Source organism: Candidatus Sneabacter namystus, from assembly GCF_008189685.1.
GTDB lineage: Bacteria > Pseudomonadota > Alphaproteobacteria > Rickettsiales > Rickettsiaceae > Sneabacter > Sneabacter namystus.
This window is the reverse complement of sequence record NZ_CP043312.1, coordinates 495003-518049: the sequence shown is the minus strand read 5'-3', so window position 1 is coordinate 518049 and position 23047 is coordinate 495003. Positions and strand designations below refer to the sequence as shown.

At 35.3% G+C, this 23047-nt stretch carries 33 protein-coding genes and 1 tRNA gene; 7 read left to right on the top strand and 27 right to left on the bottom strand.

From position 1 onward, the window contains the following. The first annotated feature begins 101 nt into the window (after positions 1–101). A tRNA-Glu gene (locus tag FZC37_RS02580) sits at positions 102–173 on the top strand. Between the two features lie 49 nt (positions 174–222). Here FZC37_RS02580 and metG read toward each other — a convergent pair. After that, positions 223–1740, bottom strand: coding sequence for a methionine--tRNA ligase (gene metG, locus FZC37_RS02575; RefSeq protein ID WP_148952158.1), 1518 nt, complete (start codon positions 1738–1740; stop codon positions 223–225). A gap of 157 nt (positions 1741–1897) precedes the next feature. Here metG and FZC37_RS02570 point away from each other — a divergent pair, with 157 nt between their 5' ends. Further along, positions 1898–3199 carry an APC family permease gene (locus FZC37_RS02570; protein ID WP_148952157.1) on the top strand — a complete coding sequence of 434 codons (1302 nt, stop codon included), beginning with the start codon at positions 1898–1900 and terminating at the stop codon, positions 3197–3199. A gap of 6 nt (positions 3200–3205) precedes the next feature. Here FZC37_RS02570 and rsfS read toward each other — a convergent pair whose 3' ends face one another. From rsfS to acpP, 3 genes are read right to left on the bottom strand one after another with little or no spacing between them, the layout of a single operon-like run. After that, positions 3206–3625, bottom strand: coding sequence for a ribosome silencing factor (gene rsfS, locus FZC37_RS02565; protein ID WP_148952156.1), 420 nt, complete (start codon positions 3623–3625; stop codon positions 3206–3208). Between the two features lie 14 nt (positions 3626–3639). Continuing rightward, positions 3640–4890 carry a beta-ketoacyl-ACP synthase II gene (gene fabF / locus FZC37_RS02560; protein WP_148952155.1) on the bottom strand — a complete coding sequence of 417 codons (1251 nt, stop codon included), beginning with the start codon at positions 4888–4890 and terminating at the stop codon, positions 3640–3642. A gap of 59 nt (positions 4891–4949) precedes the next feature. Continuing rightward, entirely contained in the window at positions 4950–5231 is a 282-nt protein-coding gene (acpP, locus tag FZC37_RS02555) for an acyl carrier protein (RefSeq protein ID WP_148952154.1), read from the bottom strand. A gap of 577 nt (positions 5232–5808) precedes the next feature. Here acpP and FZC37_RS02550 point away from each other — a divergent pair. Next, positions 5809–6564 (top strand): Fic family protein, encoded by a 756-nt coding sequence (locus tag FZC37_RS02550; RefSeq protein WP_172619342.1) that lies wholly within the window; start codon positions 5809–5811, stop codon positions 6562–6564. A 120-nt stretch (positions 6565–6684) separates the two neighbouring features. Here FZC37_RS02550 and fabG read toward each other — a convergent pair whose 3' ends face one another. The 3 genes from fabG to FZC37_RS02535 form a co-directional block, all read right to left on the bottom strand. Further along, entirely contained in the window at positions 6685–7413 is a 729-nt protein-coding gene (gene fabG / locus FZC37_RS02545) for a 3-oxoacyl-ACP reductase FabG (protein WP_148952152.1), read from the bottom strand. 9 nt (positions 7414–7422) lie between these two features. After that, complete coding sequence (gene recA, locus FZC37_RS02540; protein WP_148952151.1) at positions 7423–8490, bottom strand: recombinase RecA; 1068 nt, start codon at positions 8488–8490, stop codon at positions 7423–7425. A 197-nt stretch (positions 8491–8687) separates the two neighbouring features. Further along, the gene (locus FZC37_RS02535) at positions 8688–9230 is read right to left on the bottom strand and encodes a CvpA family protein (protein WP_148952150.1); all 543 of its coding nucleotides are present in this window, start codon (positions 9228–9230) and stop codon (positions 8688–8690) included. Between the two features lie 487 nt (positions 9231–9717). Between FZC37_RS02535 and FZC37_RS02530 the strand changes: the two genes are divergently transcribed. From FZC37_RS02530 to FZC37_RS02515, 4 genes are all read left to right on the top strand, one after another. Continuing rightward, positions 9718–10353: a transglycosylase SLT domain-containing protein gene (locus FZC37_RS02530; protein WP_216363371.1), complete on the top strand. Its 636-nt coding sequence runs from the start codon at positions 9718–9720 to the stop codon at positions 10351–10353. 73 nt (positions 10354–10426) lie between these two features. After that, positions 10427–11368: an AEC family transporter gene (locus FZC37_RS02525; protein ID WP_172619341.1), complete on the top strand. Its 942-nt coding sequence runs from the start codon at positions 10427–10429 to the stop codon at positions 11366–11368. A 25-nt stretch (positions 11369–11393) separates the two neighbouring features. Continuing rightward, positions 11394–12575, top strand: a complete 1182-nt coding sequence (locus FZC37_RS02520; RefSeq protein WP_148952147.1) for a malic enzyme-like NAD(P)-binding protein — start codon at positions 11394–11396, stop codon at positions 12573–12575. A gap of 626 nt (positions 12576–13201) precedes the next feature. Continuing rightward, positions 13202–14014 carry a hypothetical protein gene (locus tag FZC37_RS02515; RefSeq protein WP_148952146.1) on the top strand — a complete coding sequence of 271 codons (813 nt, stop codon included), beginning with the start codon at positions 13202–13204 and terminating at the stop codon, positions 14012–14014. Positions 14015–14078: 64 nt separating this feature from the next. On the opposite strand, the gene rplO is transcribed toward FZC37_RS02515, so the two are convergent. Genes rplO through rpsJ form a run of 20 tightly spaced genes read right to left on the bottom strand, consistent with a single transcriptional unit; the run spans position 14079 to position 23038 of the window. Beyond that, positions 14079–14549: a 50S ribosomal protein L15 gene (gene rplO, locus FZC37_RS02510; RefSeq protein WP_148952145.1), complete on the bottom strand. Its 471-nt coding sequence runs from the start codon at positions 14547–14549 to the stop codon at positions 14079–14081. Positions 14550–14588: 39 nt separating this feature from the next. Then, the gene (rpsE, locus tag FZC37_RS02505) at positions 14589–15212 is read right to left on the bottom strand and encodes a 30S ribosomal protein S5 (protein WP_148952144.1); all 624 of its coding nucleotides are present in this window, start codon (positions 15210–15212) and stop codon (positions 14589–14591) included. Positions 15213–15226: 14 nt separating this feature from the next. Next, positions 15227–15595 carry a 50S ribosomal protein L18 gene (rplR, locus tag FZC37_RS02500; RefSeq protein WP_148952143.1) on the bottom strand — a complete coding sequence of 123 codons (369 nt, stop codon included), beginning with the start codon at positions 15593–15595 and terminating at the stop codon, positions 15227–15229. A gap of 6 nt (positions 15596–15601) precedes the next feature. Further along, the gene (gene rplF, locus FZC37_RS02495) at positions 15602–16129 is read right to left on the bottom strand and encodes a 50S ribosomal protein L6 (protein ID WP_148952142.1); all 528 of its coding nucleotides are present in this window, start codon (positions 16127–16129) and stop codon (positions 15602–15604) included. Between the two features lie 25 nt (positions 16130–16154). Next, on the bottom strand, positions 16155–16553 hold the full coding sequence (rpsH, locus tag FZC37_RS02490; RefSeq protein ID WP_148952141.1) for a 30S ribosomal protein S8: 399 nt from the start codon (positions 16551–16553) through the stop codon (positions 16155–16157). Between the two features lie 3 nt (positions 16554–16556). Next, positions 16557–16862, bottom strand: a complete 306-nt coding sequence (rpsN, locus tag FZC37_RS02485; protein WP_148952140.1) for a 30S ribosomal protein S14 — start codon at positions 16860–16862, stop codon at positions 16557–16559. A gap of 37 nt (positions 16863–16899) precedes the next feature. After that, positions 16900–17439 (bottom strand): 50S ribosomal protein L5, encoded by a 540-nt coding sequence (gene rplE / locus FZC37_RS02480; RefSeq protein ID WP_148952139.1) that lies wholly within the window; start codon positions 17437–17439, stop codon positions 16900–16902. Between the two features lie 7 nt (positions 17440–17446). Continuing rightward, on the bottom strand, positions 17447–17674 hold the full coding sequence (rplX, locus tag FZC37_RS02475) for a 50S ribosomal protein L24 (protein ID WP_148952138.1): 228 nt from the start codon (positions 17672–17674) through the stop codon (positions 17447–17449). Positions 17675–17687: 13 nt separating this feature from the next. After that, entirely contained in the window at positions 17688–18056 is a 369-nt protein-coding gene (gene rplN / locus FZC37_RS02470; protein WP_148952137.1) for a 50S ribosomal protein L14, read from the bottom strand. A gap of 50 nt (positions 18057–18106) precedes the next feature. Next, positions 18107–18334, bottom strand: coding sequence for a 30S ribosomal protein S17 (rpsQ, locus tag FZC37_RS02465; protein WP_148952136.1), 228 nt, complete (start codon positions 18332–18334; stop codon positions 18107–18109). An 18-nt stretch (positions 18335–18352) separates the two neighbouring features. Beyond that, positions 18353–18544: a 50S ribosomal protein L29 gene (rpmC, locus tag FZC37_RS02460; RefSeq protein WP_148952135.1), complete on the bottom strand. Its 192-nt coding sequence runs from the start codon at positions 18542–18544 to the stop codon at positions 18353–18355. After that, on the bottom strand, positions 18541–18963 hold the full coding sequence (gene rplP, locus FZC37_RS02455) for a 50S ribosomal protein L16 (protein ID WP_148952134.1): 423 nt from the start codon (positions 18961–18963) through the stop codon (positions 18541–18543). The genes rpmC and rplP overlap by 4 nt, the downstream gene beginning before the upstream one ends. Positions 18964–18979: 16 nt before the next feature. Beyond that, positions 18980–19636: a 30S ribosomal protein S3 gene (gene rpsC, locus FZC37_RS02450; protein ID WP_148952133.1), complete on the bottom strand. Its 657-nt coding sequence runs from the start codon at positions 19634–19636 to the stop codon at positions 18980–18982. Continuing rightward, positions 19626–19985: a 50S ribosomal protein L22 gene (gene rplV, locus FZC37_RS02445; RefSeq protein ID WP_148952132.1), complete on the bottom strand. Its 360-nt coding sequence runs from the start codon at positions 19983–19985 to the stop codon at positions 19626–19628. Before rplV ends, rpsC begins: the two co-directional genes overlap by 11 nt. A gap of 3 nt (positions 19986–19988) precedes the next feature. Continuing rightward, complete coding sequence (gene rpsS / locus FZC37_RS02440; RefSeq protein WP_148952131.1) at positions 19989–20267, bottom strand: 30S ribosomal protein S19; 279 nt, start codon at positions 20265–20267, stop codon at positions 19989–19991. 2 nt (positions 20268–20269) lie between these two features. After that, positions 20270–21094, bottom strand: coding sequence for a 50S ribosomal protein L2 (rplB, locus tag FZC37_RS02435; protein ID WP_148952130.1), 825 nt, complete (start codon positions 21092–21094; stop codon positions 20270–20272). Then, entirely contained in the window at positions 21091–21405 is a 315-nt protein-coding gene (gene rplW / locus FZC37_RS02430; protein ID WP_216363368.1) for a 50S ribosomal protein L23, read from the bottom strand. The genes rplB and rplW overlap by 4 nt, the downstream gene beginning before the upstream one ends. Beyond that, positions 21402–22028, bottom strand: coding sequence for a 50S ribosomal protein L4 (rplD, locus tag FZC37_RS02425; RefSeq protein ID WP_148952129.1), 627 nt, complete (start codon positions 22026–22028; stop codon positions 21402–21404). Before rplD ends, rplW begins: the two co-directional genes overlap by 4 nt. Before the next feature lie 24 nt (positions 22029–22052). Continuing rightward, positions 22053–22703 (bottom strand): 50S ribosomal protein L3, encoded by a 651-nt coding sequence (gene rplC, locus FZC37_RS02420; RefSeq protein WP_148952128.1) that lies wholly within the window; start codon positions 22701–22703, stop codon positions 22053–22055. Positions 22704–22723: 20 nt separating this feature from the next. Continuing rightward, positions 22724–23038, bottom strand: a complete 315-nt coding sequence (rpsJ, locus tag FZC37_RS02415; RefSeq protein WP_148952127.1) for a 30S ribosomal protein S10 — start codon at positions 23036–23038, stop codon at positions 22724–22726. Positions 23039–23047 lie beyond the last annotated feature (9 nt).

Here is a 23047-nt window from a genome sequence, read left to right as displayed (position 1 = left end):
TTGTTTCTAAGGGGTAGCGGTAGTTTTACTACAGCTTTATAAAGTGTTGCAATTATTTCTCTAAGGCATTATGCTCTTTTCTGGCACATATATATTTTTAAGGCCCCTTAGTTTATCGGTTAGAACGTCGCCCTTTCACGGCGGAGAGACGGGTTCGATTCCCGTAGGGGTCACTTTTTTGTTTTGCCTTGCAAAAGGTTTACATTTTGTGCGTTAAGCATTCTATTTTTCAATTTTTGTGAACAATATTTGGCAAGGCTGGAGTATGGCTTTTGGGAGCAGAGGTATTGCCAAGTGTTGTATTGGGCATGGTGTCATATTTAATGCAAAGATGCTCAAGATTTTTTTAGCTGCGTCTGGCATGAAGGGTTGTAAATAGATTCCTATATGTTTAATGCTTGTAAGGGCTATATACATATCTATGGATGCTTGTTCTTTATTGGTTTTAATTGTTGTCCAGGGAGTGGTTGTATCTATATGTTTATTGGTGTCAGATGCTAGCTGTAAAATTGCGGACAGTGCTGATTTGATATCGAAGTTTATATTTATTTTTTTTATTGCTTCATATGCATGTGTTGAGGTAACGCTTAATGGATGTATTTTCCACACTGAGGCATCTTTTATGTCTGGTACAGCGTGATTAAAATATTTTCCAGAAAATGCTGTTACCCTTTGTACCAAATTTCCTATTTTATCCGCTAATTCACTATTGACTCGATTTACAAATGCTGTTTTAGAAAAGTTACCATCTTTTCCTAATGGAATTTCTTTGAGTAGGAAGTATCGCATTGCATCTACGCTTGCTTCTTGCTGTAATTGTATTGGGTCTATCACATTTCCTACTGATTTAGACATTTTTTCTCCTTCTATTGTCCACCATCCATGTACTACAAGTTTTTGTGGTAATGATAATTCTGCTGCCATCAAAAAAGCTGGCCAATATACTGCATGAAATTTTAGTATATCTTTTCCTATAATATGTATTGCGGATGTCCAAAAATTTTTAAATTTTTTGTCATCAACATTTGGATATCCCAATGCAGTGATGTAATTAGTAAGAGCATCCAACCAAACATATATTACGTGCTTTGGGTTATTTGGTACTGAAATTCCCCAAGAGACACTAGTACGTGATATTGATATGTCTTGTAGTCCTTGCTTTATAAAGTTTATTACTTCTGTTCTTTTTGTATTTGGGTATATGAATAACGGGTTATTTTCGTAAAACGATATAAGTCTATTTTGTAGTTTTGATAATGCGAAAAAATAACTTTCTTCTTCTACCCATTCTACTGTACTTCCGGTAGGGGCTAGTTTGTCTTCCGTAAGGTCAGATTCATTGTAGAAGGCTTCATCCCTTATTGAATACCAGCCAGAATATTTCCCCAGGTATATGTAGCCATTGCGTGATAATGTGTTCCATAAAGAATGTACTGCCTCTTTATGTCGAGTTTCAGTTGTTCTTATAAAATCATTGTTGCTGATGTTGCATATTGTCATCAAGTTTTTAAACTTCATGGAGATCACATCAACAAAATTTTGTGGTGATGTATTATGACTTTTTGCAGCACGTTCTATTTTTATTCCATGTTCGTCTGTACCTGTTAGTAATATTACTTGTTTTCCAAATAATCTATGTTGTCTTGCTATTACGTCTGCTATAACGCATGTATAAGAATGTCCTAGATGGGGTTTATCGTTTACATAGAAAATTGGAGTTGTGACATAGGAGTGCGACATTTGTTTGTTATGTTTGTTGAAAAATGTATAGTCTCATTGTCTTTATATTTGTTGAGTTTTGCAATAGTAGTGATAGGATGGGTTTCTATTGCAATTGAAAAATGCATATGGGGTATAAACCCATAGTTAAAATAAATAATTAATTAACGATCTATTGATGAAACGAATTAGTACCTTTTCTCTTATTGCTTTGGTAATAAGTTGTCAGTTAGGAGTAGGGGTGTTTATGTTACCAGCTTACTTTGCTAGGCATGCGTCCATTGGACTATTTGGATGGGTAATAGCTGGTAGTGTTGCTATGTGCCTTGCACTCATTTTTGCAAAGTTGTTTACGCTTTTTCCTGATAGGGCAGGTGTTCATGTATATGTGGAAGCTGCGTTTGGCAGGCAATGTGCATTTTTAATAGGATGGTCTTATTGGATTATTTCTGTGATCAGTAACACGGCGCTTATTGTGACAGCGATTGGATATCTATCTTCTGTATTCGGGTCGTTGTCTACTTTTAAGGTGATACTGCTTGAATTTTGTATGCTTATGATTGTGTTTTTGATTAATTTATTTGGTATAGGAGCGGCTGGAATATATGGTTTGTTTTTAGTAATTTTAAAAGTAATACCTTTAATTTGTATTCCTATTCTTGGACTGTATTTGAAATTTAATTATGAGCACTTCATTCCCTTTATTTCTGATGGTGAAAATGTATGGAAGGTGCTGCAAAAAACAAGCTTTTTAGCAATGTGGAGTTTTATAGGAGTAGAGGCTATTACCGCTCCTTCGATCTCAGTACAAGGTTCTAGTAAAAATGTACCAAAAGCTATTTTTTGGGGAACTTTATCACTTGTTGCATTGTATTTTATAAATAGTGTTGGTGTGAGGGCTGTTGTACCTGTTTCAGTGCTTGCAGACTCTGCTGCTCCTTATTCTGAAGCGGCTAAGGCAATTTTTGTAAATGCTGGTAGAATTGACGTAATTATTTCGTTTATTGCAGTGATAGTGTGTCTTAATAACTTAAATGCTTGGACATTATCTGGTGGGCATTTAGCATCTAATCTTGCTGATGATGGCTTTTTTCCAAGTATTTTTGCGAAGAAAAATAAGTATGGTGCTCCTTACGTTAGTATGTTCATTGCTTCCTTATTGGTTTTTGTATTTTTGGTGTTTTGTTTGCAAAAAAGATTTATAGATCAATTAGAGTTAGTGATAGATGTTAGCGTGATTATCTTTTTGCTTGTGTATGCGATGTGTGCCGTGTCACTATGTCTTATTCTAGCAAAGAAAAATAGAAAGATTAGCTGTAGATATGCTTTTATGGGGTTATATGTTGTAGTGTTTTCCATTTTTGGTATATGTAGTAACGATATCAAGACGGTGATATTTGCTATACTAGCCTTTTTGTTTTCTAGTGCACCTCTTTATATATACCTTTACTTACAGCGGCGTAAGCAGGGAGCAAGATGACATGCTTCAGTTTTGCATTAATGCAGAAAGATTAATTTCCTCAGAGGCTTGTTGTAATAGATTTTCTATTTCGTATTCTATGCGTGCCTCATTAGTAAGCAAATGCACTATTATGTCTTGTGCGTCTATTGCTACCCATTTTGATGATTCAAACCCATCGTATCCTATTTCATATTTTGAGCACTGTTTTAGAGCAAAGCCAACATGTTGTGCAATGGCTTGTATACCTCTTGCTGATTCATGTTCCGCAACTATGATATAGCTTGCTAAAGGATGGTTTTGGAATACTTTGATACTAAGTGCCTTTTTTTGTTCCAAAATTTCAATTACTACAGATGCTACTTTTTCAACACAGGTTTCTCTTTGTATTGGTTTTGACTGTGCGTAAGATACGTGACGCTTAGATAATATGCTGTTTTCCTCCATAAACTCAAATATTGCTAAACTGATTTTATTACTATACTAGCGTTTGTACCTCCAAATCCAAATGAATTACTTATTATATAATGCATTCGTTTTTCATGAGGGGCGTTTCTTGCAAGATTCATTTTGACTTCAGAGATCTGTTGATCAAGATTTATCGTAGGGGGGGCTACGCTATCTCTCATAGCAAGGACGCAAAGTGCTATTTCCACACTTCCCGCTGCTCCTAACATATGTCCTAATGATGATTTTGTAGATGACATCACTAACTTTGAATTAGCAGCAAAAAGAAGATCTTGCACTGCTACTAATTCTATTTTGTCTCCTACCTGTGTAGAGGTTCCATGGGCATTTACGTAATCTATATCTTGTGGATGAATATTTGCGTCTTTAAGAGCTTTGTTCATGCATGACAAAGCTCCCTTGCCTTCTGGATGTGGTGATGTGTAATGGTACCCATCTCCGCTTGTGCCATATCCTGTTAGTTCGGCGTATATGTTTGCATTGCGATTTTTTGCATGCTGAAGCTCTTCTAGTATAACTACACCTGCTCCTTCTGACATTACAAAACCGCTTCGGTTGACATCCCAGGGTCTGGATGCGGCCTCTGGATTTGTATTAAACTTTGTAGTTAAAGCTTTGCAAGCGCAAAATCCTTCTACTCCTAACGGGGTTATAGAAGCTTCAGCGCTTCCTGCAATCATTATATCTGCTTCGTTATATCTTATCATTTTTGCTGCCTCTCCTATTGCATGTGCTCCTGTTGTACAAGCTGTTGCAACTGATAAATTTGGTCCTGTAAAACCGTACTTTATTGATACTTGTCCAGCTAACAAATTAATAAGGGTAGATGGTATGAAAAATGGTGAGATATTTTTTCCTTTATTAAATTCAACGCTTGCTTCTTCTATGTTTCCTAGCCCTCCTATACCAGAGCCAAGATACACTCCAATACTATCTTTTTTATTGTCCTCTAAAAGATTTATGCCAGAATCAATTATCGCTTCATGCGTTGCACCAAAACCGAATTGCATAAAACGTCCCATTTTCTTTAGGTCACGCTCGGCTATACAGCCTTCTGGAGTAAATTGCAGCAATTCATTATCTATCTCTCCTGCTATGCGACAGTTATGCCTGCTTGCGTCAAATGACTTTATTTGTCTTATTCCGCTCTTGCAGTTTAGAATGCTATCCCAAGTTGTGCGCGCATCACGCCCCAATGGCGTTACCATGCCTACACCGGTGATCGCTATCCTACGTTCTTTCATTCTTTCTAATTATACTTTACGAATTGAGACATTTCACACTCCGTAAGTGTAACACACAATTAGCCACTTTTCAGCTTCGTTATATGCTCGGCAGCTTCTTTTACAGAAGTAATTTTCTCTGCCTGTTCTTCTGGTATTTCGCAATCAAAGGCGGCTTCTAATGCCATAACAAGCTCTACCATATCTAAACTATCCAGCTCTAAATCTTTTACAAAAAGAGAATCTGGCGAAATTTTCTCTTTATTAATTTTCAAAGTATCGGAAGCTACATCAATTACTTTATCAAGTGTTTTATTGAAATCTTCTTTATTTTCAGAATCGTTTTTTACATCATTAGACATATTTAATTAACCTATTTAATATTTAAATGTTCACTCAAAATTATGCATTTACTGAGAATTTTTGGCTTAGCGATTTTTATTCGAGTGACAATCATTTATTGTATCTCGTATGATCGGCTTTTGCCAATAGCTTTTAAGTGTATGATATCAACATCTTTTTTAACAATCTACGGCAATTTATTCATAAAAACAAATACAACTTTAAATTCACTTAAAAATAACTTAATCATCAATGATTGCCTATACATATTCTACTTCATTGATTTACAATTAGATCAAGTTAGACGAGATCACATGATACCATATTTTTGTCAAAAGTATATTTGGATTGTGTGATTTTATCTATCTTACTATTTTTATAGATTATGGAAATTTGTAATTACAAACAATTATTTGTGTTCATATAAAAAGGAGTGATCTATATAAGTTTACTGATGTATTAATATCCTGCACTATTAGTAAAGTATGCTTATTTCTGACATTTATTTTAGAATTTATAGTATCTTTGATTAATATACTTTACATTAAATTACATATCATTTAGTATAACTAAAAATTAACAACTTAAAGTTAAATTATGTATTCAGAACTTATCAAAAAAAAAGAACAGTTAGATTCTTTAAGGCCTATATCTCCGGCTATATTAGATAATTTGAGAGAATGGTTTGTGGTGGAATTGAGTTACACCAATACTGCTATAGATGGCAACACTTTTACTAGGCAAGAGACAAATTTATTAGTTATGAATGATATAACTATAGGTGGCAAAACTTTAACTGAACATTTAGAGATAAAAGATTATGCAAATGCAATAGATTTTGTTAATGATCAGGCACGTAATAGATTAGAGGATATTACAGAGAAAGATATATTAGATCTGCATCACAAGATTTTGCTTAGTACAGGTAGGAGTAATGCCGGTAAATACAGGACCATTCCTGTAAGACTTTGTGGATCTGTAGTGACATTTCCTAATCCAACACGTGTGCAAGGATTAGTGAAAGAGTTAGTAGAATATATCTCTGGAAGTCAAGATCATCCTATTACCATAGCGTTAGAAGCACATAGTAGACTTCTTTCTATTAGGCCTTTTTTAAGAGGTAATGGTCGTGTTGCTAGGTTACTTATGAATATGATTCTTATGATGAATGGATACCCTCCTGCAATCGTTAGAAAAGAAGATAGAATGGAATATATAGACTGTTTAGAAAAGGCACAATATGCTGGTGCTAAAGAAAGTTATGTTGAATTTATGTCTGTGTGTATTAGTAGATCATTAGATATATATATAAAAGCGGCTTCTACTAATGCTTTAGATGACAACAGCGTTTAAGGTGTGTTTCTGCAACAGAGTCTCTTTTTTTCATGGTTGTTTGTGCAGTTCAAAACAAAAGGGCGTGGAGGGATTTTAGATCTTGTTTTATCTATTCTAGAGAATAATTAATTATATTAACTAGATCATTAGCATGCCACCGTTGATGTGCAATGTTTGTCCTGTTATATAAGATGCTTCTGTACTGCTGAGATATAGCACGGCATTAGCTATTTCTTCTGGCATACCAAAACGCCCTTGAGGAATTTTTTTCATTATTTCTGCTTTGTATTCCTGTGGTAATTTTTCCGTCATGTTAGACAAGATAAATCCTGGTGCCACTGAATTGACCGTAATACCTCTGGAGGCTACTTCAAGTGCTATTGACTTTGTCATCCCAATCAATCCTGCTTTTGATGCACAATAATTTACTTGTCCTTTATTTCCACTTATTGCTACTACGGATGCGACGTTAATTATTCTTCCAAATCTTCTTTTGAACATCGATTTTATTGCTTGTCTATTGAGTGCAAAATTCGATTCAAGATTCACAGATATCACTTTATGAAAAGTCTCATCAGACATTCGTATCGCGAGTCCATCATCTGTTATTCCTGCGTTACACACCAAAATACCTAAGTTTGGTATACTTTCTATAAGGGCTGAACACGCGTCTATGTCGCGTAGGTCGCATACCTGAATTTCGTAGTTATTTTTCAGTTCTTGACCAAGTTTTTCAAGTTTATCTTTGTTTGTTCCACTGATTACCACGTGGGCCCCCGCTTTGTGCAATCCAAGTGCTATGGCTCTGCCTATACTACCAGACGCTCCTGTTACCAGTGCTACAGAGTTTTCATTTAATGATAACATAATTGATAGTTATTCTTTTTTGTCTTTAGCGTTGTTTTTATCTCTAGCGTTGTTTTTATCTTTCACGAATATAGAAGATAAAATTTTATCTTTAATTTCTGCCTTCACCTTTTCATTTTCTTCTAGGTAGAGTTTTGCTTTGTCTTTTCCTTGCCCAATTTTTGTATTGTTGTACGAGTACCAGGCTCCTGCTTTTTCTATTATATTTAAGTCTGTGCCTAACGTTACTATCTCGCTCGTTTCACAAATACCGCCACGGAACAATATATCTGTAAAGGCTATTCTAAATGGTGGAGATACCTTGTTTTTCACCACTTTTATTTTTATCTGGTTGCCTATATCTACCTCTCCTTCTTTTATTCCTCCTATACGTCTTATATCAATTCTTACAGATGCGTAAAATTTAAGTGCTTCGCCTCCAGGAGTAGTTTCTGGGTTACCGTATAGTACTCCTATTTTTTTTCTTAACTGATTTATGAAAATCAGGACACATTTGCTATGAGAGAGAGATCTTGTTATTTTTCTTAAAGCTTGACTCATGAGTTTGGCATGTAGTCCTATATGATTTTCTCCCATATCTCCTTCCGCTTCTGCTTTCGGTACTAGAGCTGCGACACTATCTACTACTATTACATCTACAGCTTCAGATCTTATCAAAGTATCTACACTTTCCAATATATCCTCTCCGCTGTATAGACTGTCTGCCAAAATCAGGTTAGACATATTTACACCTATGTTTTCAGCGTGCAGGGAATTAAAAGTCCCTTCTGCGTCTATAAAAACACACGTTCCTCCATTGTTTTGTGTTTTTGCTATGGTATGAAGTGCTAATGTTGTTTTGCCTGAGCTTTCTGGTCCAAAAATTTCAATTATTCTACCTTTAGGAAAACCTCCTGCGCCAAGTGCAACGTCTAACGCGAGAGAGCCGCTTGGTACAACTTCTATATCTTTTTTATAATCTTCTCCTAACGTTCTTACAGACCCTTTACCAAAAGCCTTTTCTATTTGTCCAATTGCTGCATTCAGAGCTTCAATTTTGTTAGTGTTATCAGATTGAGTTTTGTTTGATTTTGTCATATGTAAATTTAGAATTTTTATCGTAAAGCATGAACTATAGAACAATAGTATTGCATAGAGGATCTTCAGGCTACAAAAATTATTTTAACTACTTTTATTAAATAATGAGAATAAGCGTAAGTTATCCGTTATTCAGAATAAGCGTAAGTTATCCGTTATTCAGAATAAGCGTAAGTTATCCGTTATTCATATTTAGATCAGAAGTGTATCTTAGACAAAAAATTCTGTAAAGATTTTGTATTTATAAGTGAAGATATTTGCCAAATTATAGTAGAGCATATTTCTGCAGACACACTTTTTTTTACCCACTTAGGAGAGCTGGCAGATTTTACATTTTGCACTAATTCCCACGCATTTTTTGCATTGTTATAGCTTTCTGTGCTAACAACAACGCAGGCTGCAAATGCCACTGTACACAAAGTTACACCTTTTAACATTCCAACTATACACCCAAATATTCTATCTATAGAGCAAGGTTGTGAGACTTCTGGTATATTTTCTAATATTGAAACGATTATGCTAGCAAAAATGTATGTAGCGACGAATGAAGTTACTGTTAAGACAATCTCACTTTTTATGTAAGATGATAATATCTTTTTAGCAAAGGGCACAAGCATTATCACTATTGCTGCTGTAATTGCGAAAAATATCGCGCTGAGGGAGGTACGTACTCCTCCTTTCCAGATACCCATAGAGCAAGAAAACACAAGCACTAAGATGCTGAATATGTCGAAACCCATTTTTTTAAGTCGTTTTAAAGTATTAGGTTGATGAAAAATAAGTTACGTATTTATCATTCCATGGTCGCGAGTATGGCATAAATTGCAATTTGTTTCTATAAAAAGAGTGACAATTTAATCTACGTAATTGATTAAATTCAAAAAATTGATAGATTAACTATCTGTATATAGTTGCACAGCATAAAGATATTCTTGAATAGCATGAAGATGTTCTGATACTTTTGGTTAAAATGCCTTATTTGTGTAGGTGAAGTTAACTTAGTGTAAAAGAGTATTATATATGCTTGCTACTAGTATGTTTATTTGTTTATTTATTATAGCTTTTTGATTGAGTGTATTATTGCTATAATTAAGCTAGCATGTAATTTATGTAAATAAAACGAATTGGTTTTAATAGGTTCTAATTAAGATGTTACCGTATTTTGCGTCGGTTTTGTCGTTTATAAAAGTGTGTGTTAATAGTGTCGGAAATAGGCTACTGTTTTGCATGTATGTGCTTGTTGTTGTTCTTGTGCCTGTGCAGGCTTTTTGTGATCAAAGATTAAGTGATATAAGTAAATGTATTAGATGGATACATTACTATGAGAGGTTGTATGGAATTCCTCGTGGTACGATGCACGCTATCTCTCTTGTTGAGAGTGGCACAAGCTGTGGAGATTTTAGGTATAGAGTACCAGCTCCTTGGGCTGTGAGCGTAGAGGGAAAGGGATATAGGTTTGATTCTAAAGGAGAGGCTAAGAGGTTTGTTAATCGCATGCTTAATAGAGGCATTAGGAATATTGACGTTGGTTGTATGCAGGTGAACTTAAGGTATCATGCACGTTCTTTTGCTTCCTTAGATAAGGCATTGGATCCTGCTTGTAATATTAAATACAGTGCGTCTTTTCTGCGTAAGCAATATGATAGGTATCACAGTTGGCCAAGAGCGATAGGATGTTATCATTCTAAAGATCCTTATAAATCTTCTCAGTATTATAAGAAAGTTTTTAAGGCAAGGAGTGAGGTGTACTATGGATTATACCTTGCTTCAAATCATGGAATGGCAGGGGTGTATTCTAAGAAGTCTTTGTCTAATCAAGGATTGCGGTTTGGTAAGAGGGATAATAAGTTAGGACGTAAATAACAGCTTATTCATAAATAGAGTAGGGTATTGCGTTAGGCCTTTTGTATAAATAATATTAATGTTTGGTGGTAGCATGTTTTTAATGTTTTTCCAGAGCGTGCTGCCTATTTTTCTTATCGTTCTTTCTGGACATTTGATAAGAAGGTACTGGATTTCTTCAGATGAGTTTTGGAGGGGGCTGCAACAGATGTCGTATGCGTTATTTCTTCCTGCAGCATTATTTAGTTATTTGAGTGAGGCGAACTTCAAGTTGAAGGGATCTATGAGTATGGTTATAGCTCTCATTTTAACTAATGTTTTAGTATGTTCTGCTTTAATTTGGTACCAAAGATATAGTCAGTCAATTCCAAATAGAAGGTTTCCATCTGTATTGCAGTGTAGTATAAGGTACAATACTTATGTTTTCCTAGCTTTAGGTAAGGCATTATTTGGAGATGAGGCTAATAGAATTGCATCTATTGTAATTGTGTACATGATTACCTTGGTGAATGCTATATCAGTTTTGGCATTTGATACGTATATAGGTAGAAAGAAACATTCCTCAAAAAGTAGGACGCAGGCTGTTACTGCAGTGGTAATTAAATTGCTTAAAAATCCAATTATATTTAGCAGTAGTTGTGCGATTCTCTTTAGCTACAACAACGTTGTGTTACCTCATGGGTTGCAGCAGTTTTTTCATGTCTTAGGTCAGGCTGCATTAGGTATAGGTTCTTTAACTATAGGGGGGGAGTTGAGGCTTAAAATACAAAGAGTATACATTCCTCAGATTTGCTTAAGTACTATTACAAAGTTACTCATTTTGCCTATTATAGCAGTATGTATGCTGAAATTGCTAAGAGTAGAAGGGATGATGAGAAGTATTGCCTTACTATACAGTTGTTTGCCTTGTGCAAATGGTGTAGTGGTTTTATCTAGGCAGTTAGGTGGTGATGCAGAATTAGATGCTTCTATTGCTACGGTTCAGACTGTTCTTGCAATATTTAGTTTGGCATTTATTATGAGCGTGTTTCATTAAAGGTAAAAATTTAAGGTAAAAGTTTATGAATGATTCTGATGTGTTAAAAGAAAAATCTCTGCAATACCATAGCTCTTCCCCTAAGGGTAAGATAGCTGTGTCTGTTACTAAGCCTTGTTCAACAAAGCAAGATTTATCTCTAGCTTATTCTCCTGGAGTAGCCTTTCCTTGCATGTCAATTAAAGAAGATGCCGAAAACGCCTACCTTTATACAGCAAAAGGTAATACAGTTGCAATTGTTACGAACGGCAGTGCGGTTTTAGGTTTAGGAAATATAGGGGCTCTTGCGTCTAAGCCTGTGATGGAAGGCAAAGCAGCATTATTTAAGAAGTTTGCAAATATAGATGCTTATGATATTGAAGTAAATACTTCCAATGTTGATGATTTTGTAAAAACGGTATCGCTTATTTCTACTGGCTGGGGTGGAATCAATCTTGAGGATATAAGGGCTCCCGAATGCTTTATTATAGAAGAGCGTTTAAAACAAGAAGTGGATATCCCAGTTTTTCATGATGATCAACATGGTACTGCAATAGTGGTACTAGCAGGTTTGATCAATGCCTTAGACATACAAGGAAAATCTTTGGAATCAGCAAAGATCGTGATAAATGGAGCAGGGGCAGCTGGTATTGCATGTGCTGATTTATTGGTAAAAGCTGGAGTTTCAAAAAGTAATCTTATTATTTGTGATTCTAAGGGAGTGATACACAGTGATAGACAAGATTTAAATTTTTGGAAGGCTAGATACGCTATTGATACTAAAAAACGGTTTCTTAGCGAAGCAGTGCTTGATTCTGATGTGTTTATTGGTTTATCGGTAAAGGGGGTACTGACAACAAAAATGGTGCTTTCTATGCAAAAAAAGCCTATTATTTTCGCTTTAGCAAATCCTGATCCAGAAATTTTGCCTGAAGTGGTAAAGTCTGTACTACCTGATGCTATTATATCTACTGGAAGATCTGATTATCCAAACCAAATTAACAACGTATTATGTTTTCCTTTTTTATTTCGAGGAGTTTTAGATGCAAGAGCAAAAGATATTACGGATGCTATGAAGATAGCTGCGGCCTATGCAATATCAGGTTTGGCAAGAAATCCTATTTCTAGTGATATTATATACGGACCAGACCATATCATTCCTTCTGTGTTTGACACAAGGCTCATAGAGAGTGTTTCATCTGCAGTTGCACAAGCTGCTGCTCAATAGATTATTACTCTGAAAGTGATCTATTGAGAGGCGTTGTTGTAGGTTAGCGTTTCATCTGAGGTTACATTTAGTGGGTTGTATACCGTTTCTCTTTATAAAAATCCGGTATTTTTTAATTCTATTGACATAATGTTGCGCATAAATGAGTGAACCTTTCACGGTTGCTTTCATATGTTTTGAGGAGTATTGCTGGCTATATAATGCATCACTGTACTAGCAAGAGTTTAGTTTTCTCACTTCAAATGGGGAATTATTATTCTTCCAAAACTCAGCATCTGTCACTTTTCTACGCTTTTTTGATATTGTAGTTGATCCTTCTTGTGCATCTTTCTTGAGTTTGTATATCTCTAATTATCCCTTTTTCTATTGTGATGTGTGATTTGTGGTAATTGCAAAGCTAGTTCTCAAAAAGCTTGCTGTTAAAATATTTGGCGCTTGCAATTTATATATTATACAACTATAAATTATAAAAATTATTGCTTGATATTTTTCTCAACCGAACCTATTATTTTCCATAATATATATTATAGCTATTATATAATAACTAATATAGCCAATTGCAGGATAAAAAAATAATTGCTTTTTATATAAATCATAATTCAATTTTTAAAACTATAGGTAGTATAATGACTTACAACCATTTTTATACTCAAAACAACATAGAAGATATGTTAACACATACAAATATTGCTGGTACTGAAGAGAGAGGACATGCCAGAGAGCGACATGGGGCTGGGGCAGATATTGATGGCCGTAACGTAGCAGAGCGAGATGAACTGTCTTCAAAATTTTTACAAAATGATGGACAAGGGGTCATACTGCAAAAGGTAATGAATGCGCTGTGTAACGTACAAAGGCGAGGACGTGCTTGCATAGATAATTTGGGCGTTGGTGCTATAACCAAAATATTCTTTACTGCTTATATTGGTACTGCTGGAAGTGAAGGGATAGAGGCGATAGAAAATAATGATACTTTGCATGTGACACTACCTAACCTAGGATGGAATCCCAGAATATATGCAGAGATTGCGTACCATACCGGTCCTATTGGAAAGGATAAAGTTGCACAAGAGATAACTTCTAAATTCACAAAAATGAGTGAGATACGTGGACAACAAGCGTATCATCCTCTCAACAAACGACAAAAAGTCGAGGTGAGTGCTGAAAGGTGTGGCGTTTATAGATTATTTTCTGAGGATATTAACAATTATGATAATGACACAGTAGTGAGTAATCGTGTACATATGAGAAACAAATATTTTACTGTGCGTATGGTAAAAGGGGGGATAGAGCGTATTGGTCATGCTACGCTTCCAAAGGCTATTACCTTGTGGCCTGAGATGTCAGATATTGATGGAATTATAGCAGAAGATAATCGTCCACACATTCTGACAAATCTTCAATACGATGTTCCTCCTTCTTGTTGTGTGATACTGTAAATGTAAATAGCTCTTCAGCTTCTTGGTGTATATATAAAAAAGGATTAGAGAGAAGATACAAAGGTCATCTTTGCTTTACACCAAGAGCTTCTAGAGCTTTCTTTGCTGCTTTGGAGCAAGGTATACTGATTTCTACATTTTGGAAAAGAGCCGCATCATGCTGTTTTTTACCCAAGACTACCTTTGCACAAATTTTCTTTCCTTTCTTGATAATACCTGCTTTGATGAGATTATCTAAACTAAATACAAACTGTTTAGTGGTATCTTGAGATACTATCCTTGCAATATCATCCACGGTAAAGAGCTTAGTTTCTGTAGTATTTTGACTCAAACTATTAAAACCACGCTTAGGTAATCTTTTAATCAAGCTTGTTTGTCCACCTTCAAAGAAGCGTATCGAAACGCCAGATCTTGCTTTTTGCCCTTTCACACCTCTTCCACATGTTTTACCTTTTCCACTACCAATTCCTCTTCCTACCTTCAATTTAGAAGATTTACTCCCTTTTGGATTTGTTAATGTATTTAAACTTAGCATATCAAATTACGTAAAACCTTATAAAAAGAACTTTTTTCTCTATTGTACCGCGGTATCAACAACAGAGTCTTCATTTTGTGCATTTTTGTCTTCTTTTGCAACTACTGTTCTTAAGACCATTTTTTCTTTATGGGCATTAATAGAAATATCATGTATCGATTTGTCTCGTCTTTTTGCTATTGACCCAGGAGAGCATAAATTACCTAATGCATTTAGTATAGCTCTTGCTACAGTGTATGGATTAGATGATCCATGAGATTTAGCCACAATATCTTTTATACCAAGATTTTCTAGAATTGCTCTTGCTACAACTCCGGCTATTATTCCTGTTCCTGCTGATGCTCTTCTTAACAAAATTTTTGTTGCACCGCTTCTTCCTTGAACATCATGATGTATTGTTCTCTTTTGATAAAGTGGAAAAGACATCATACGTCTTTTGGCTTTATTTACAGCTTTTGCTTTTGAACTCAATGCTTCACTTGCATGTCCGGAAGCAAATCCTATTCTTCCAGCCTTATCACCTACAGCAACACAAGTGGAAAAGGAAAAAGTTCTACCCATCTCCACTACCTTTGTTACCCTTCTAACACTTAAGACAGATTCACTGATCTGCGATTCTTCCTCTGTTTGGTGTATCTTTTTATTTCTAAAATCTTTCTGCATTTATAAATAATATACTAAAAGTTTAACTTAGATCTGGCAGCATCACAAAAAGCTTTTACAATTCCATGATATTTATGTTGACCTCTATCAAATACTACTTTCGTAATACCCGCATTGCTTGCTCGATCTGCTATGAGGCCCCCTACTTTAGTTGCCATATCTTTATTGCAGTTTGATGCAGATTTTTTTCTCAAAGAGTTTTCCATAGAAGATGCTGATGCTAAAGTATAAGTTTTACCGTCTTTTTTGACAGAAAAAATCTGACACGAGATATGAGCACGTGATTTTGTTATTGAAAGTCTATTGTACTCACTTGCCACTTTGGCAATTTTATTTCTCACTCTAGATTTTCTCCTTTCTATTCTTTTTTTATTTTTTATCATGGATCACTACTTTCTCTTTATTTCTTTTCTAAATACTGGCACATTTTTTATTCTAACTCCAGTACCTTTATAAGGTTCAGTAGGTCTTTGGCGAATCACCAAAGCGGCAAATTGTCCTAATGTTTCTTTATTTATAGATCGCAGCAACACAGACGTAGGTTTTGTAATTTTCACCTCTATGTCTTTTGGTATCTCTATGCAAATACCATGACTTTTTCCTAAAGCCAGGTATAAATACTTAGGACAACATGAGGCCTTGTACCCTGTTCCGGTTATTTCTATTTCTTTTTCAAAGCCTTGCGAGACTCCTATAACCATGTTGTTTATTATACTTCTAGTAGTACCGTAAGAAGCGATTGCCCCCTTATTTTCAGCCGACACAAACACAGTATTCGTTTCTACCACAACCTTCACACCTGACGGAATAGAAAAGACCAAATTCCCCTTTGGCCCTTGTACTTTGCACGTTCTTTCGTTTATCTCACACGATACCTCATGTGGAAGAACTATAGGTACTTTTCCTACTCTTGACATACCAAAACAACCTTTCCTTCTTTAATTAAAATACTTTGCATAAAACTTCTCCCCCTACTCCTAATTCGTGAGCTTTTCTATCTGACATCACTCCTTTAGAGGTAGATAAAATACACACACCTAACCCGTTTTTTACTGGTTCCAAATCTTTAATAGAAGAATATACCCTTCTTCCTGATTTAGAAATTCTTACTAGCTCTTTTATTCCGTAGACTTTATATCCAAAATACTTAAGTTTTGCTACCAAATACTTTCTTTTACTTGGCTCTTCTTTTACTGATACGTCCTTTAAATACCCTTCTTCAAGCAAAACATTTAATACGCTAAGCTTTAATTTTGAAAAAGGAATGCAAACAGAAAGAAGACGACAGCTTTGCGCATTTCTTATTCTAGTTAGCATATCTGCCAATGGATCTGATATCATAAATTACCAACTACTTTTTACTAAACCTGGAAGCAAACACTGACCAGATAGTTCTCTAATTTTATTACGGCATAAAGCAAACCTTCTATATACTCCTCTAGGCCTACCTGTGATTGAACAACGATTTCTTATTCTAACAGCAGAAGAATTTCTAGGAAGCTCATTTAATGCTTTTACCGCTTCATATCTTTGTGCTAAAGGTAAATTTTTATCATATATTATCTCTTTCAGACTTTTTCTCTTTGCAGTAAAAGAGGCGCACATCGCAACTCTTTTCTTATTTCTTGCTATCACACTACACTTTGCCATTTCTATAATACTTAAGTCTTTTTTATGTTAGCTTTTCTTATTTGATAAAAGGCATAAAGAAACCCTCCAGCAATGCTTGCCCTTCCTCGTTGTTACGTGCTGACGTAACACAGCAAACACCAAGACCCCTCATCTCGCTGATCTTATCATAATCTATCTCAGGAAACACTATGTGCTCTTTTATGCCAAAAGAAAAATTTCCCCTTCCATCAAAATCCTTATTTGAGAAACCTCTAAAATCTTTTACCCTTGGCAGCGCAGTTAACACCAAGCGCTCCAGGAATTCATACATTCTTGACTTTCTTAAAGTAACTTTACACCCTATTGGCATACCGGCTCTTAATTTGAAAGAAGATATTGATTTTTTTGCTTTTGTCGTAATAGATTTTTGTCCTGCTATAAGCTCCAGCTCTTTTGCTGCACTTATAAGTTTTTTTCCATCTGTCACTGCAGCTCCAACTCCCATACTTAGCACTACTTTTTCCATTTTGGGGACTTGATGCAAATTTTTATACCCAAACTTCTCTTTTAAAGATGGTACAATCTTTTTTTTATATAAATCACAAAAACGGTCCATATTCTCTTTACTTATCCTTTTTAAGTGCAACGTTTGAAAGATCTATAAAAGACTCTTGTATTATTATACCCCCGACATCTTCTTTATTCGGTTTTTTATGTTTTTTTTTCAAAGCAATACCAGAAACTAAAACTTTCCTTAACTGTCTGTTTACCTTAATTACTTTACCAATTTTACCTTTATCGTTGCCAGTCAGTATTACAACTTCTAAATCTTTCTTTATCTTTTTTGACATAAACTTCTTTTTACTATAACACTTCTGGTGCTAAATTGATTATCTTTATAAAGTTTTTTGCTCGCAGCTCTCTTGGTATTGAACCAAAAACACGGGTGCCAATCGGCTCTTTATTATTATTTAGTAATACCACGGAGTTGGAACCAAACCTTATAGCACCTCCATCTTTTCTAGCAATGCCAGAACGGGTGCGTACTATAGCAGCTTTATGAACTTCTCCTTTTCCAACTTTTGAGTTTGGCATAGCTTCTTTTATAGAAACTACTATTATGTCTCCTATTTGTGCACACATTTTACCTGATCCTCCTAAAACTTTGATGCACATTACCTTCTTAGCTCCTGAATTATCCGCGACATCCAAAATCGTCTGCATTTGAATCATGACTATATCTTTATTCTAAATTTCTAAACTAATTCTATTAAACAAAGCTTTTAATACAAAACTACCCATTTCTTAGTCTTTGAGATAGGAGAATTTTCTTCTATTTTCACTTTATCCCCGACTTTATACATGTTTTTGCTGTCATGTGCATGATATTTTTTAGTTCTACTGACTATTTTTTTGTACAAAGGAGATGTAAATCTTCTTTTTACCAAAACAGAGACAGTTTTATCACGACTTGCGCTTACCACACTTCCTTGTAAAATTCTTTTCGGCATCTTAAATTAGTTGTATGTTTAAATTTTTCTTTTGCGCAAAGATATAGAGGTATAAATTTGAGCAATTTTGACTCGTATCTTTTTCGGCTTAGATGTATCTTTATTGTCTCCATACGACTTTTTTAATCTCAACTGGAATAAATCCTTTTTTAAAGAGTTTATCTCTTTAAAAGCATTGTGTAAAAAATCATCATCTTTGTCTGCCGTCATAGATTCGCTAACCCTTGTCTTATAGTTACTTTTGTCTTAATTGGCATTTTAGCTCCAGCTAATCTCAAAGCTTCCATTGCCTCCTCTTTACTTACTCCATCTACCTCGAACAATATCCTTCCGGGAGAAACTCTAAAGACAAAACACTCAGGAGAACCTTTACCTTTACCCATTCTTACTTCCGTTGGTTTTTTGGATACAGGTATAGAAGGGAAGACCCTTATCCACATTTTACCTTTTCTTTTCATATACCTAGTAGCTGCAATACGAGCAGCTTCTATTTGTCTGGACGTGATACGATCCATCTGTAAAGCTTTCAGTCCAAAAGATCCAAAAGCTAAGGTAGTACCACCTTTTGAAACGGAAGCAACTCGCCCTTTTTGCATCTTTCTATATTTTTGTTTACTCGGAGCTAACATATTCTAATATACCTTTCTACACTTTCTTTTTACTGGTAGTTTCTCTTCCTTGTAAGCATATCCAAACCTTTATGCCAATTATTCCATACGGTGTGATTGCTTCTGCAAGAGCATAAGATACCTTTTCTCTTAGAGTATGTAAAGGAACCTTACCATCCATATATTTTTCTGTTCTTGCAATCTCTGCTCCGGCCAGTCTTCCAGCACAAACAATTTTAATACCTTTAGCACCCTGCTTCATTGCTGATTGGATCGAACGCTTCATGGCTCTCCTGAAAGAAACTCTCTTTTGTATTTGAGTCGCTACAGTATTTGCCACAAGTGTCGCATCTAAATCTGGATATTTTGTCTCCTCTACAGATACGAGAATTCTTTCTACTCCTGTGATCTTATTTACTGCTTGCTTAATACGATCTATTCCAGCACCCCCAGTTTCAGCTATTAAACCAGGTCTTTTGCAAGAGATTGATATATTTACCTTAGTCTTACATAATTCACAAACTATTTTTGATATCTGTGCTTGTTTAAACTCCCTTTTTATCCAAGCTCTGATCGTGAGATTAAGAGCAACTACATTTGAATAGTCTTTCTTACTTGAATAAGACAAGATATGCCAATTGTTGCACAGCTTTGGTCCTAGCCTAAATGAATTCGCTTGTACTTTATGACCCATTTTCTTTTTCCCTTATAGTTAAATAAATCCCTGAGAAGAATTTATGTATAGGAGAAGCTCTCCCCTTAGCCCTTGCTCTTATGCGCTTCATACAAGCAGATTTACCAACTGTCGCTTTTGTGATAATTAGCTGATCTGCTCTTAATCTGTGATTATTTTCTGCATTAGCAATAGCTGATATTACACATTTTTTGACATCTTTTGCTATTCTTTTTCTGCAAAACGTCAACTGTGTAATCGCCTCCTTAGTGCTCATTCCGCGTATTAGCGCTGCAACTAGATTTAATTTTCTTGGACTTACTCTTAAGTTTGTGGCAGAAGCAATTGCTTCATTTTTTTCTCTTTTCATTTTTTATCCCTTTTTTGCTTTTCTATCACCAGAATGACTAGAAAAATTTCTAGTGGGAGAGAATTCTCCAAGTTTTCTTCCTACCATATCTTCTGTAACTAACACAGGGATGAATTTTTTTCCGTTATGTACACCAAATGTAATTCCTACAAATGATGGCAATATGGTGGACCTACGAGACCAAGTTTTTATTACCTCGTACTTTCCCGACTCTTTTACCTTTTTTACCTTTCCTAACAAATAATTGTCAAAGAATGGACCTTTCCAAACAGATCTAGCCATACCTACCTTTTACGAGACCTTAATATGAATTTATTAGTACTCTTATTTTTACGAGTCTTTTTTCCTTTCGTAGATTTTCCCCAAGGAGTTACAGGATGTCTACCTCCTGAAGTTTTCCCTTCTCCACCTCCGTGGGGATGATCAACAGGGTTCATACTCACTCCTCTGACAGTTGGTCTAATCCCACGCCATCTAGACCTTCCCGCTTTTGCATAAACAGCATTTTTATGAGAAGCATTTGAGACCACTCCTATTGTTGCCTTGCAAGTGAGAGGAATAATCCTCACCTCTGAGGATACCATTTTTACTTGAGCATAGCCGTTATCCTTTCCGATTATTTTTACGTACGCACCAGCGGATCTTGCTATTTGTCCACCTTTACCCTGTTTAAGTTCTACATTGTGTACAACAGACCCTACTGGAATATTGTCTAACGTCATGCAATTACCCGACTTTACCTCAGCATCAGCTGCGCTGATTACCTCATACCCTTTTTTCATTTCATCCGTTGCTAAAATGTACGATAATTCTCCGTCTTCATACTTCACAAGTGCTATAAAAGCTGACCTATGAGGATCGTATTCGATTCTTTGTACAACCGCTGGAATATTTTCTTTGTTTCTTCTGAAGTCAATTAACCTATATTTCTTTTTATGTCCCCCGCCTTTGTGTCTGCACGTAATTCTACCAAGATTGTTACGGCCACCACTACTTTTAGCGCCATGCACCAAGCTTTTTATAGGAGATCCTTTCCACAAATGAGAAGTATTTTCTCTAATTAAAAATCTCGTTCCTGGGGTTGTTGGGTTATATTTCTTCAGTTTCATTGCCTTATAATATCACTTATTTCTTTTATTGTGTCACCCTTTTGCACAGTTACCACAGCCTTTTTCATATCTGGCCTTTTTCCTAAAGTCCTTTTATAAGACTTTACCTTACCTTTAACATTTAGCATGTTCACACCTATAACTTTTACATTAAAGATGCGTGAGACGGCAGCCTCAACTTCTTTCTTATTTGTTTTTTTCGAAACATAAAATAAGTATTTCTTTTTGTCAACATACTCACTCTCCAGCTTCAATGCCTTTTCAGTTACCAGTGGCCTTCTGATTATGTCGTATAGATTTATATTCTTCATGCTAACCTAGCTTCTAAACTTTTTACAGCTTCAGTTGACACCACAACGGATTCATATTTTACAAGATCCAGTACATTTATACCAACTGTAGGCAACAATTTGCAATTTTTTATATTCCTGCAAGAAAGATGCAAGTTTGTATCTACTGAATCAGTGATTAATAAGGTAGATCGTAGTGAAGATAATTGTTTTAAGATTTTATGACACTGTTTAGAAGATATAGATTCCATTTTTAGATGATCTACAAAAACCATTGTTCCTTTTTTAAACTTTGCAGAAATAGTAGAAATGAGTCCAATATTACGCAATTTCTTTGGCAATTTTGTAGCATGACTTCTAACTACAGGTCCATGTACCGTTGCCCCTCCTCTCATATGTACTTCTCTTTTTCCACCTTGTCTCGCTCGTCCTGATCCTTTTTGAGCGTGTGATTTTCTTCCAGTTCCAGATACCTCAGAGACCGTTTTACTTTTTCTAGTACCTTGTCTGGAATTTGACATCTGCCAGTCAATATACCTTTTTATATTAGCCCAAGAAGGCTTAGAGCTAAATATTTTGTCACTCAAATTTATCTTTCCTTGCACTTCAGCGGTTAGGAAATTTAAAAAATTACTTTCAGCCATGATATATTCTTTTGTTAAGCTTCATTAGTTTTTTACATTATAATGTACAGCTTGTTTGACCGCTGATTTTATTTTAACTAGGGAATTTTTTGCCCCTGGAACAGCGCCTTTTATAAATAATATATTTCTTTCTTTATCTATTTGCACCACTTTAAGGTTTTGCACGGTTACTTTCTTGTTACCTAATTGACCTGCCATTTTTTTATTTTTAAATACTTTACCTGGATCTTGGCAGCCTCCGGTAGAACCTTGAGATCTGTGTGCTATAGATACACCATGTGATGCACACATTCCACCGAAATTATGTCTTTTCATAACACCACTGAATCCTTTACCAACTGAGGTGCCAGACGCATCTACTAAAATTCCAGCTTCAAGATTGTCTATAGATACTTCCTCTCCTACAGCTACATTTGTATAACCTTTTACCTCACATAAATGTTTCAACCCGCTCACGTTTGCCTTTTTTAATATACCCTTATGAGACTTTTTTAAAGATTTGTCTTTAGCAAGTCCATACGCCAACACAGAGGCCTCGTAACCATCATTTTCTAAGGTCTTTTTTCCTACTATCACACATCGTATAACTTGTAGTAATGTTATTGGTACTACCTCATTACTATCTAAACATATTTTCGTCATTCCAAGCTTTTTCGTAAGCAATCCCTGCAACATAATACTTCTTTAATTTAAACTTAAGATGATAAAGCAACTTCTATATCTATTCCGCCTGGAACTTCAAATTTTTCCAAGGCTTCAACAATTTGCGGCGTCGGGCAAATGACAACTATGAGGCGTTTTGACACCCTTATCTCAAATTGCTCTCTGGCCTTTTTATCTTGTCCAGGCGAAGTGTTTAATGTCATTTTACTCACGTTCACAGGAAGAGGAATAGGACCCCTTACTTCATTTCCCACTCCAGCTATTATTTTCATTATGTCTTTAACAGTTTTGTCTACTAGGGTGTAGTCGTAACTTTTTACTCTAATTTTTAACTTTTGATTTGACATAATTTGTTA

Bases quoted from the DNA above. Each gene is read 5' to 3' on its own strand.
- metG (WP_148952158.1), bottom strand. From the start codon at position 1,740: ATGTCGCACTCCTATGTCACAACTCCAATTTTCTATGTAAACGATAAA.
- FZC37_RS02570 (WP_148952157.1), top strand. From the start codon at position 1,898: ATGAAACGAATTAGTACCTTTTCTCTTATTGCTTTGGTAATAAGTTGT.
- rsfS (WP_148952156.1), bottom strand. From the start codon at position 3,625: ATGGAGGAAAACAGCATATTATCTAAGCGTCACGTATCTTACGCACAG.
- fabF (WP_148952155.1), bottom strand. From the start codon at position 4,890: ATGAAAGAACGTAGGATAGCGATCACCGGTGTAGGCATGGTAACGCCA.
- acpP (WP_148952154.1), bottom strand. From the start codon at position 5,231: ATGTCTAATGATGTAAAAAACGATTCTGAAAATAAAGAAGATTTCAAT.
- FZC37_RS02550 (WP_172619342.1), top strand. From the start codon at position 5,809: ATGTATTCAGAACTTATCAAAAAAAAAGAACAGTTAGATTCTTTAAGG.
- fabG (WP_148952152.1), bottom strand. From the start codon at position 7,413: ATGTTATCATTAAATGAAAACTCTGTAGCACTGGTAACAGGAGCGTCT.
- recA (WP_148952151.1), bottom strand. From the start codon at position 8,490: ATGACAAAATCAAACAAAACTCAATCTGATAACACTAACAAAATTGAA.
- FZC37_RS02535 (WP_148952150.1), bottom strand. From the start codon at position 9,230: ATGGGTTTCGACATATTCAGCATCTTAGTGCTTGTGTTTTCTTGCTCT.
- FZC37_RS02530 (WP_216363371.1), top strand. From the start codon at position 9,718: ATGTATGTGCTTGTTGTTGTTCTTGTGCCTGTGCAGGCTTTTTGTGAT.
- FZC37_RS02525 (WP_172619341.1), top strand. From the start codon at position 10,427: ATGTTTTTAATGTTTTTCCAGAGCGTGCTGCCTATTTTTCTTATCGTT.
- FZC37_RS02520 (WP_148952147.1), top strand. From the start codon at position 11,394: ATGAATGATTCTGATGTGTTAAAAGAAAAATCTCTGCAATACCATAGC.
- FZC37_RS02515 (WP_148952146.1), top strand. From the start codon at position 13,202: ATGACTTACAACCATTTTTATACTCAAAACAACATAGAAGATATGTTA.
- rplO (WP_148952145.1), bottom strand. From the start codon at position 14,549: ATGCTAAGTTTAAATACATTAACAAATCCAAAAGGGAGTAAATCTTCT.
- rpsE (WP_148952144.1), bottom strand. From the start codon at position 15,212: ATGCAGAAAGATTTTAGAAATAAAAAGATACACCAAACAGAGGAAGAA.
- rplR (WP_148952143.1), bottom strand. From the start codon at position 15,595: ATGATAAAAAATAAAAAAAGAATAGAAAGGAGAAAATCTAGAGTGAGA.
- rplF (WP_148952142.1), bottom strand. From the start codon at position 16,129: ATGTCAAGAGTAGGAAAAGTACCTATAGTTCTTCCACATGAGGTATCG.
- rpsH (WP_148952141.1), bottom strand. From the start codon at position 16,553: ATGATATCAGATCCATTGGCAGATATGCTAACTAGAATAAGAAATGCG.
- rpsN (WP_148952140.1), bottom strand. From the start codon at position 16,862: ATGGCAAAGTGTAGTGTGATAGCAAGAAATAAGAAAAGAGTTGCGATG.
- rplE (WP_148952139.1), bottom strand. From the start codon at position 17,439: ATGGACCGTTTTTGTGATTTATATAAAAAAAAGATTGTACCATCTTTA.
- rplX (WP_148952138.1), bottom strand. From the start codon at position 17,674: ATGTCAAAAAAGATAAAGAAAGATTTAGAAGTTGTAATACTGACTGGC.
- rplN (WP_148952137.1), bottom strand. From the start codon at position 18,056: ATGATTCAAATGCAGACGATTTTGGATGTCGCGGATAATTCAGGAGCT.
- rpsQ (WP_148952136.1), bottom strand. From the start codon at position 18,334: ATGCCGAAAAGAATTTTACAAGGAAGTGTGGTAAGCGCAAGTCGTGAT.
- rpmC (WP_148952135.1), bottom strand. From the start codon at position 18,544: ATGACGGCAGACAAAGATGATGATTTTTTACACAATGCTTTTAAAGAG.
- rplP (WP_148952134.1), bottom strand. From the start codon at position 18,963: ATGTTAGCTCCGAGTAAACAAAAATATAGAAAGATGCAAAAAGGGCGA.
- rpsC (WP_148952133.1), bottom strand. From the start codon at position 19,636: ATGGGTCATAAAGTACAAGCGAATTCATTTAGGCTAGGACCAAAGCTG.
- rplV (WP_148952132.1), bottom strand. From the start codon at position 19,985: ATGAAAAGAGAAAAAAATGAAGCAATTGCTTCTGCCACAAACTTAAGA.
- rpsS (WP_148952131.1), bottom strand. From the start codon at position 20,267: ATGGCTAGATCTGTTTGGAAAGGTCCATTCTTTGACAATTATTTGTTA.
- rplB (WP_148952130.1), bottom strand. From the start codon at position 21,094: ATGAAACTGAAGAAATATAACCCAACAACCCCAGGAACGAGATTTTTA.
- rplW (WP_216363368.1), bottom strand. From the start codon at position 21,405: ATGAAGAATATAAATCTATACGACATAATCAGAAGGCCACTGGTAACT.
- rplD (WP_148952129.1), bottom strand. From the start codon at position 22,028: ATGGCTGAAAGTAATTTTTTAAATTTCCTAACCGCTGAAGTGCAAGGA.
- rplC (WP_148952128.1), bottom strand. From the start codon at position 22,703: ATGTTGCAGGGATTGCTTACGAAAAAGCTTGGAATGACGAAAATATGT.
- rpsJ (WP_148952127.1), bottom strand. From the start codon at position 23,038: ATGTCAAATCAAAAGTTAAAAATTAGAGTAAAAAGTTACGACTACACC.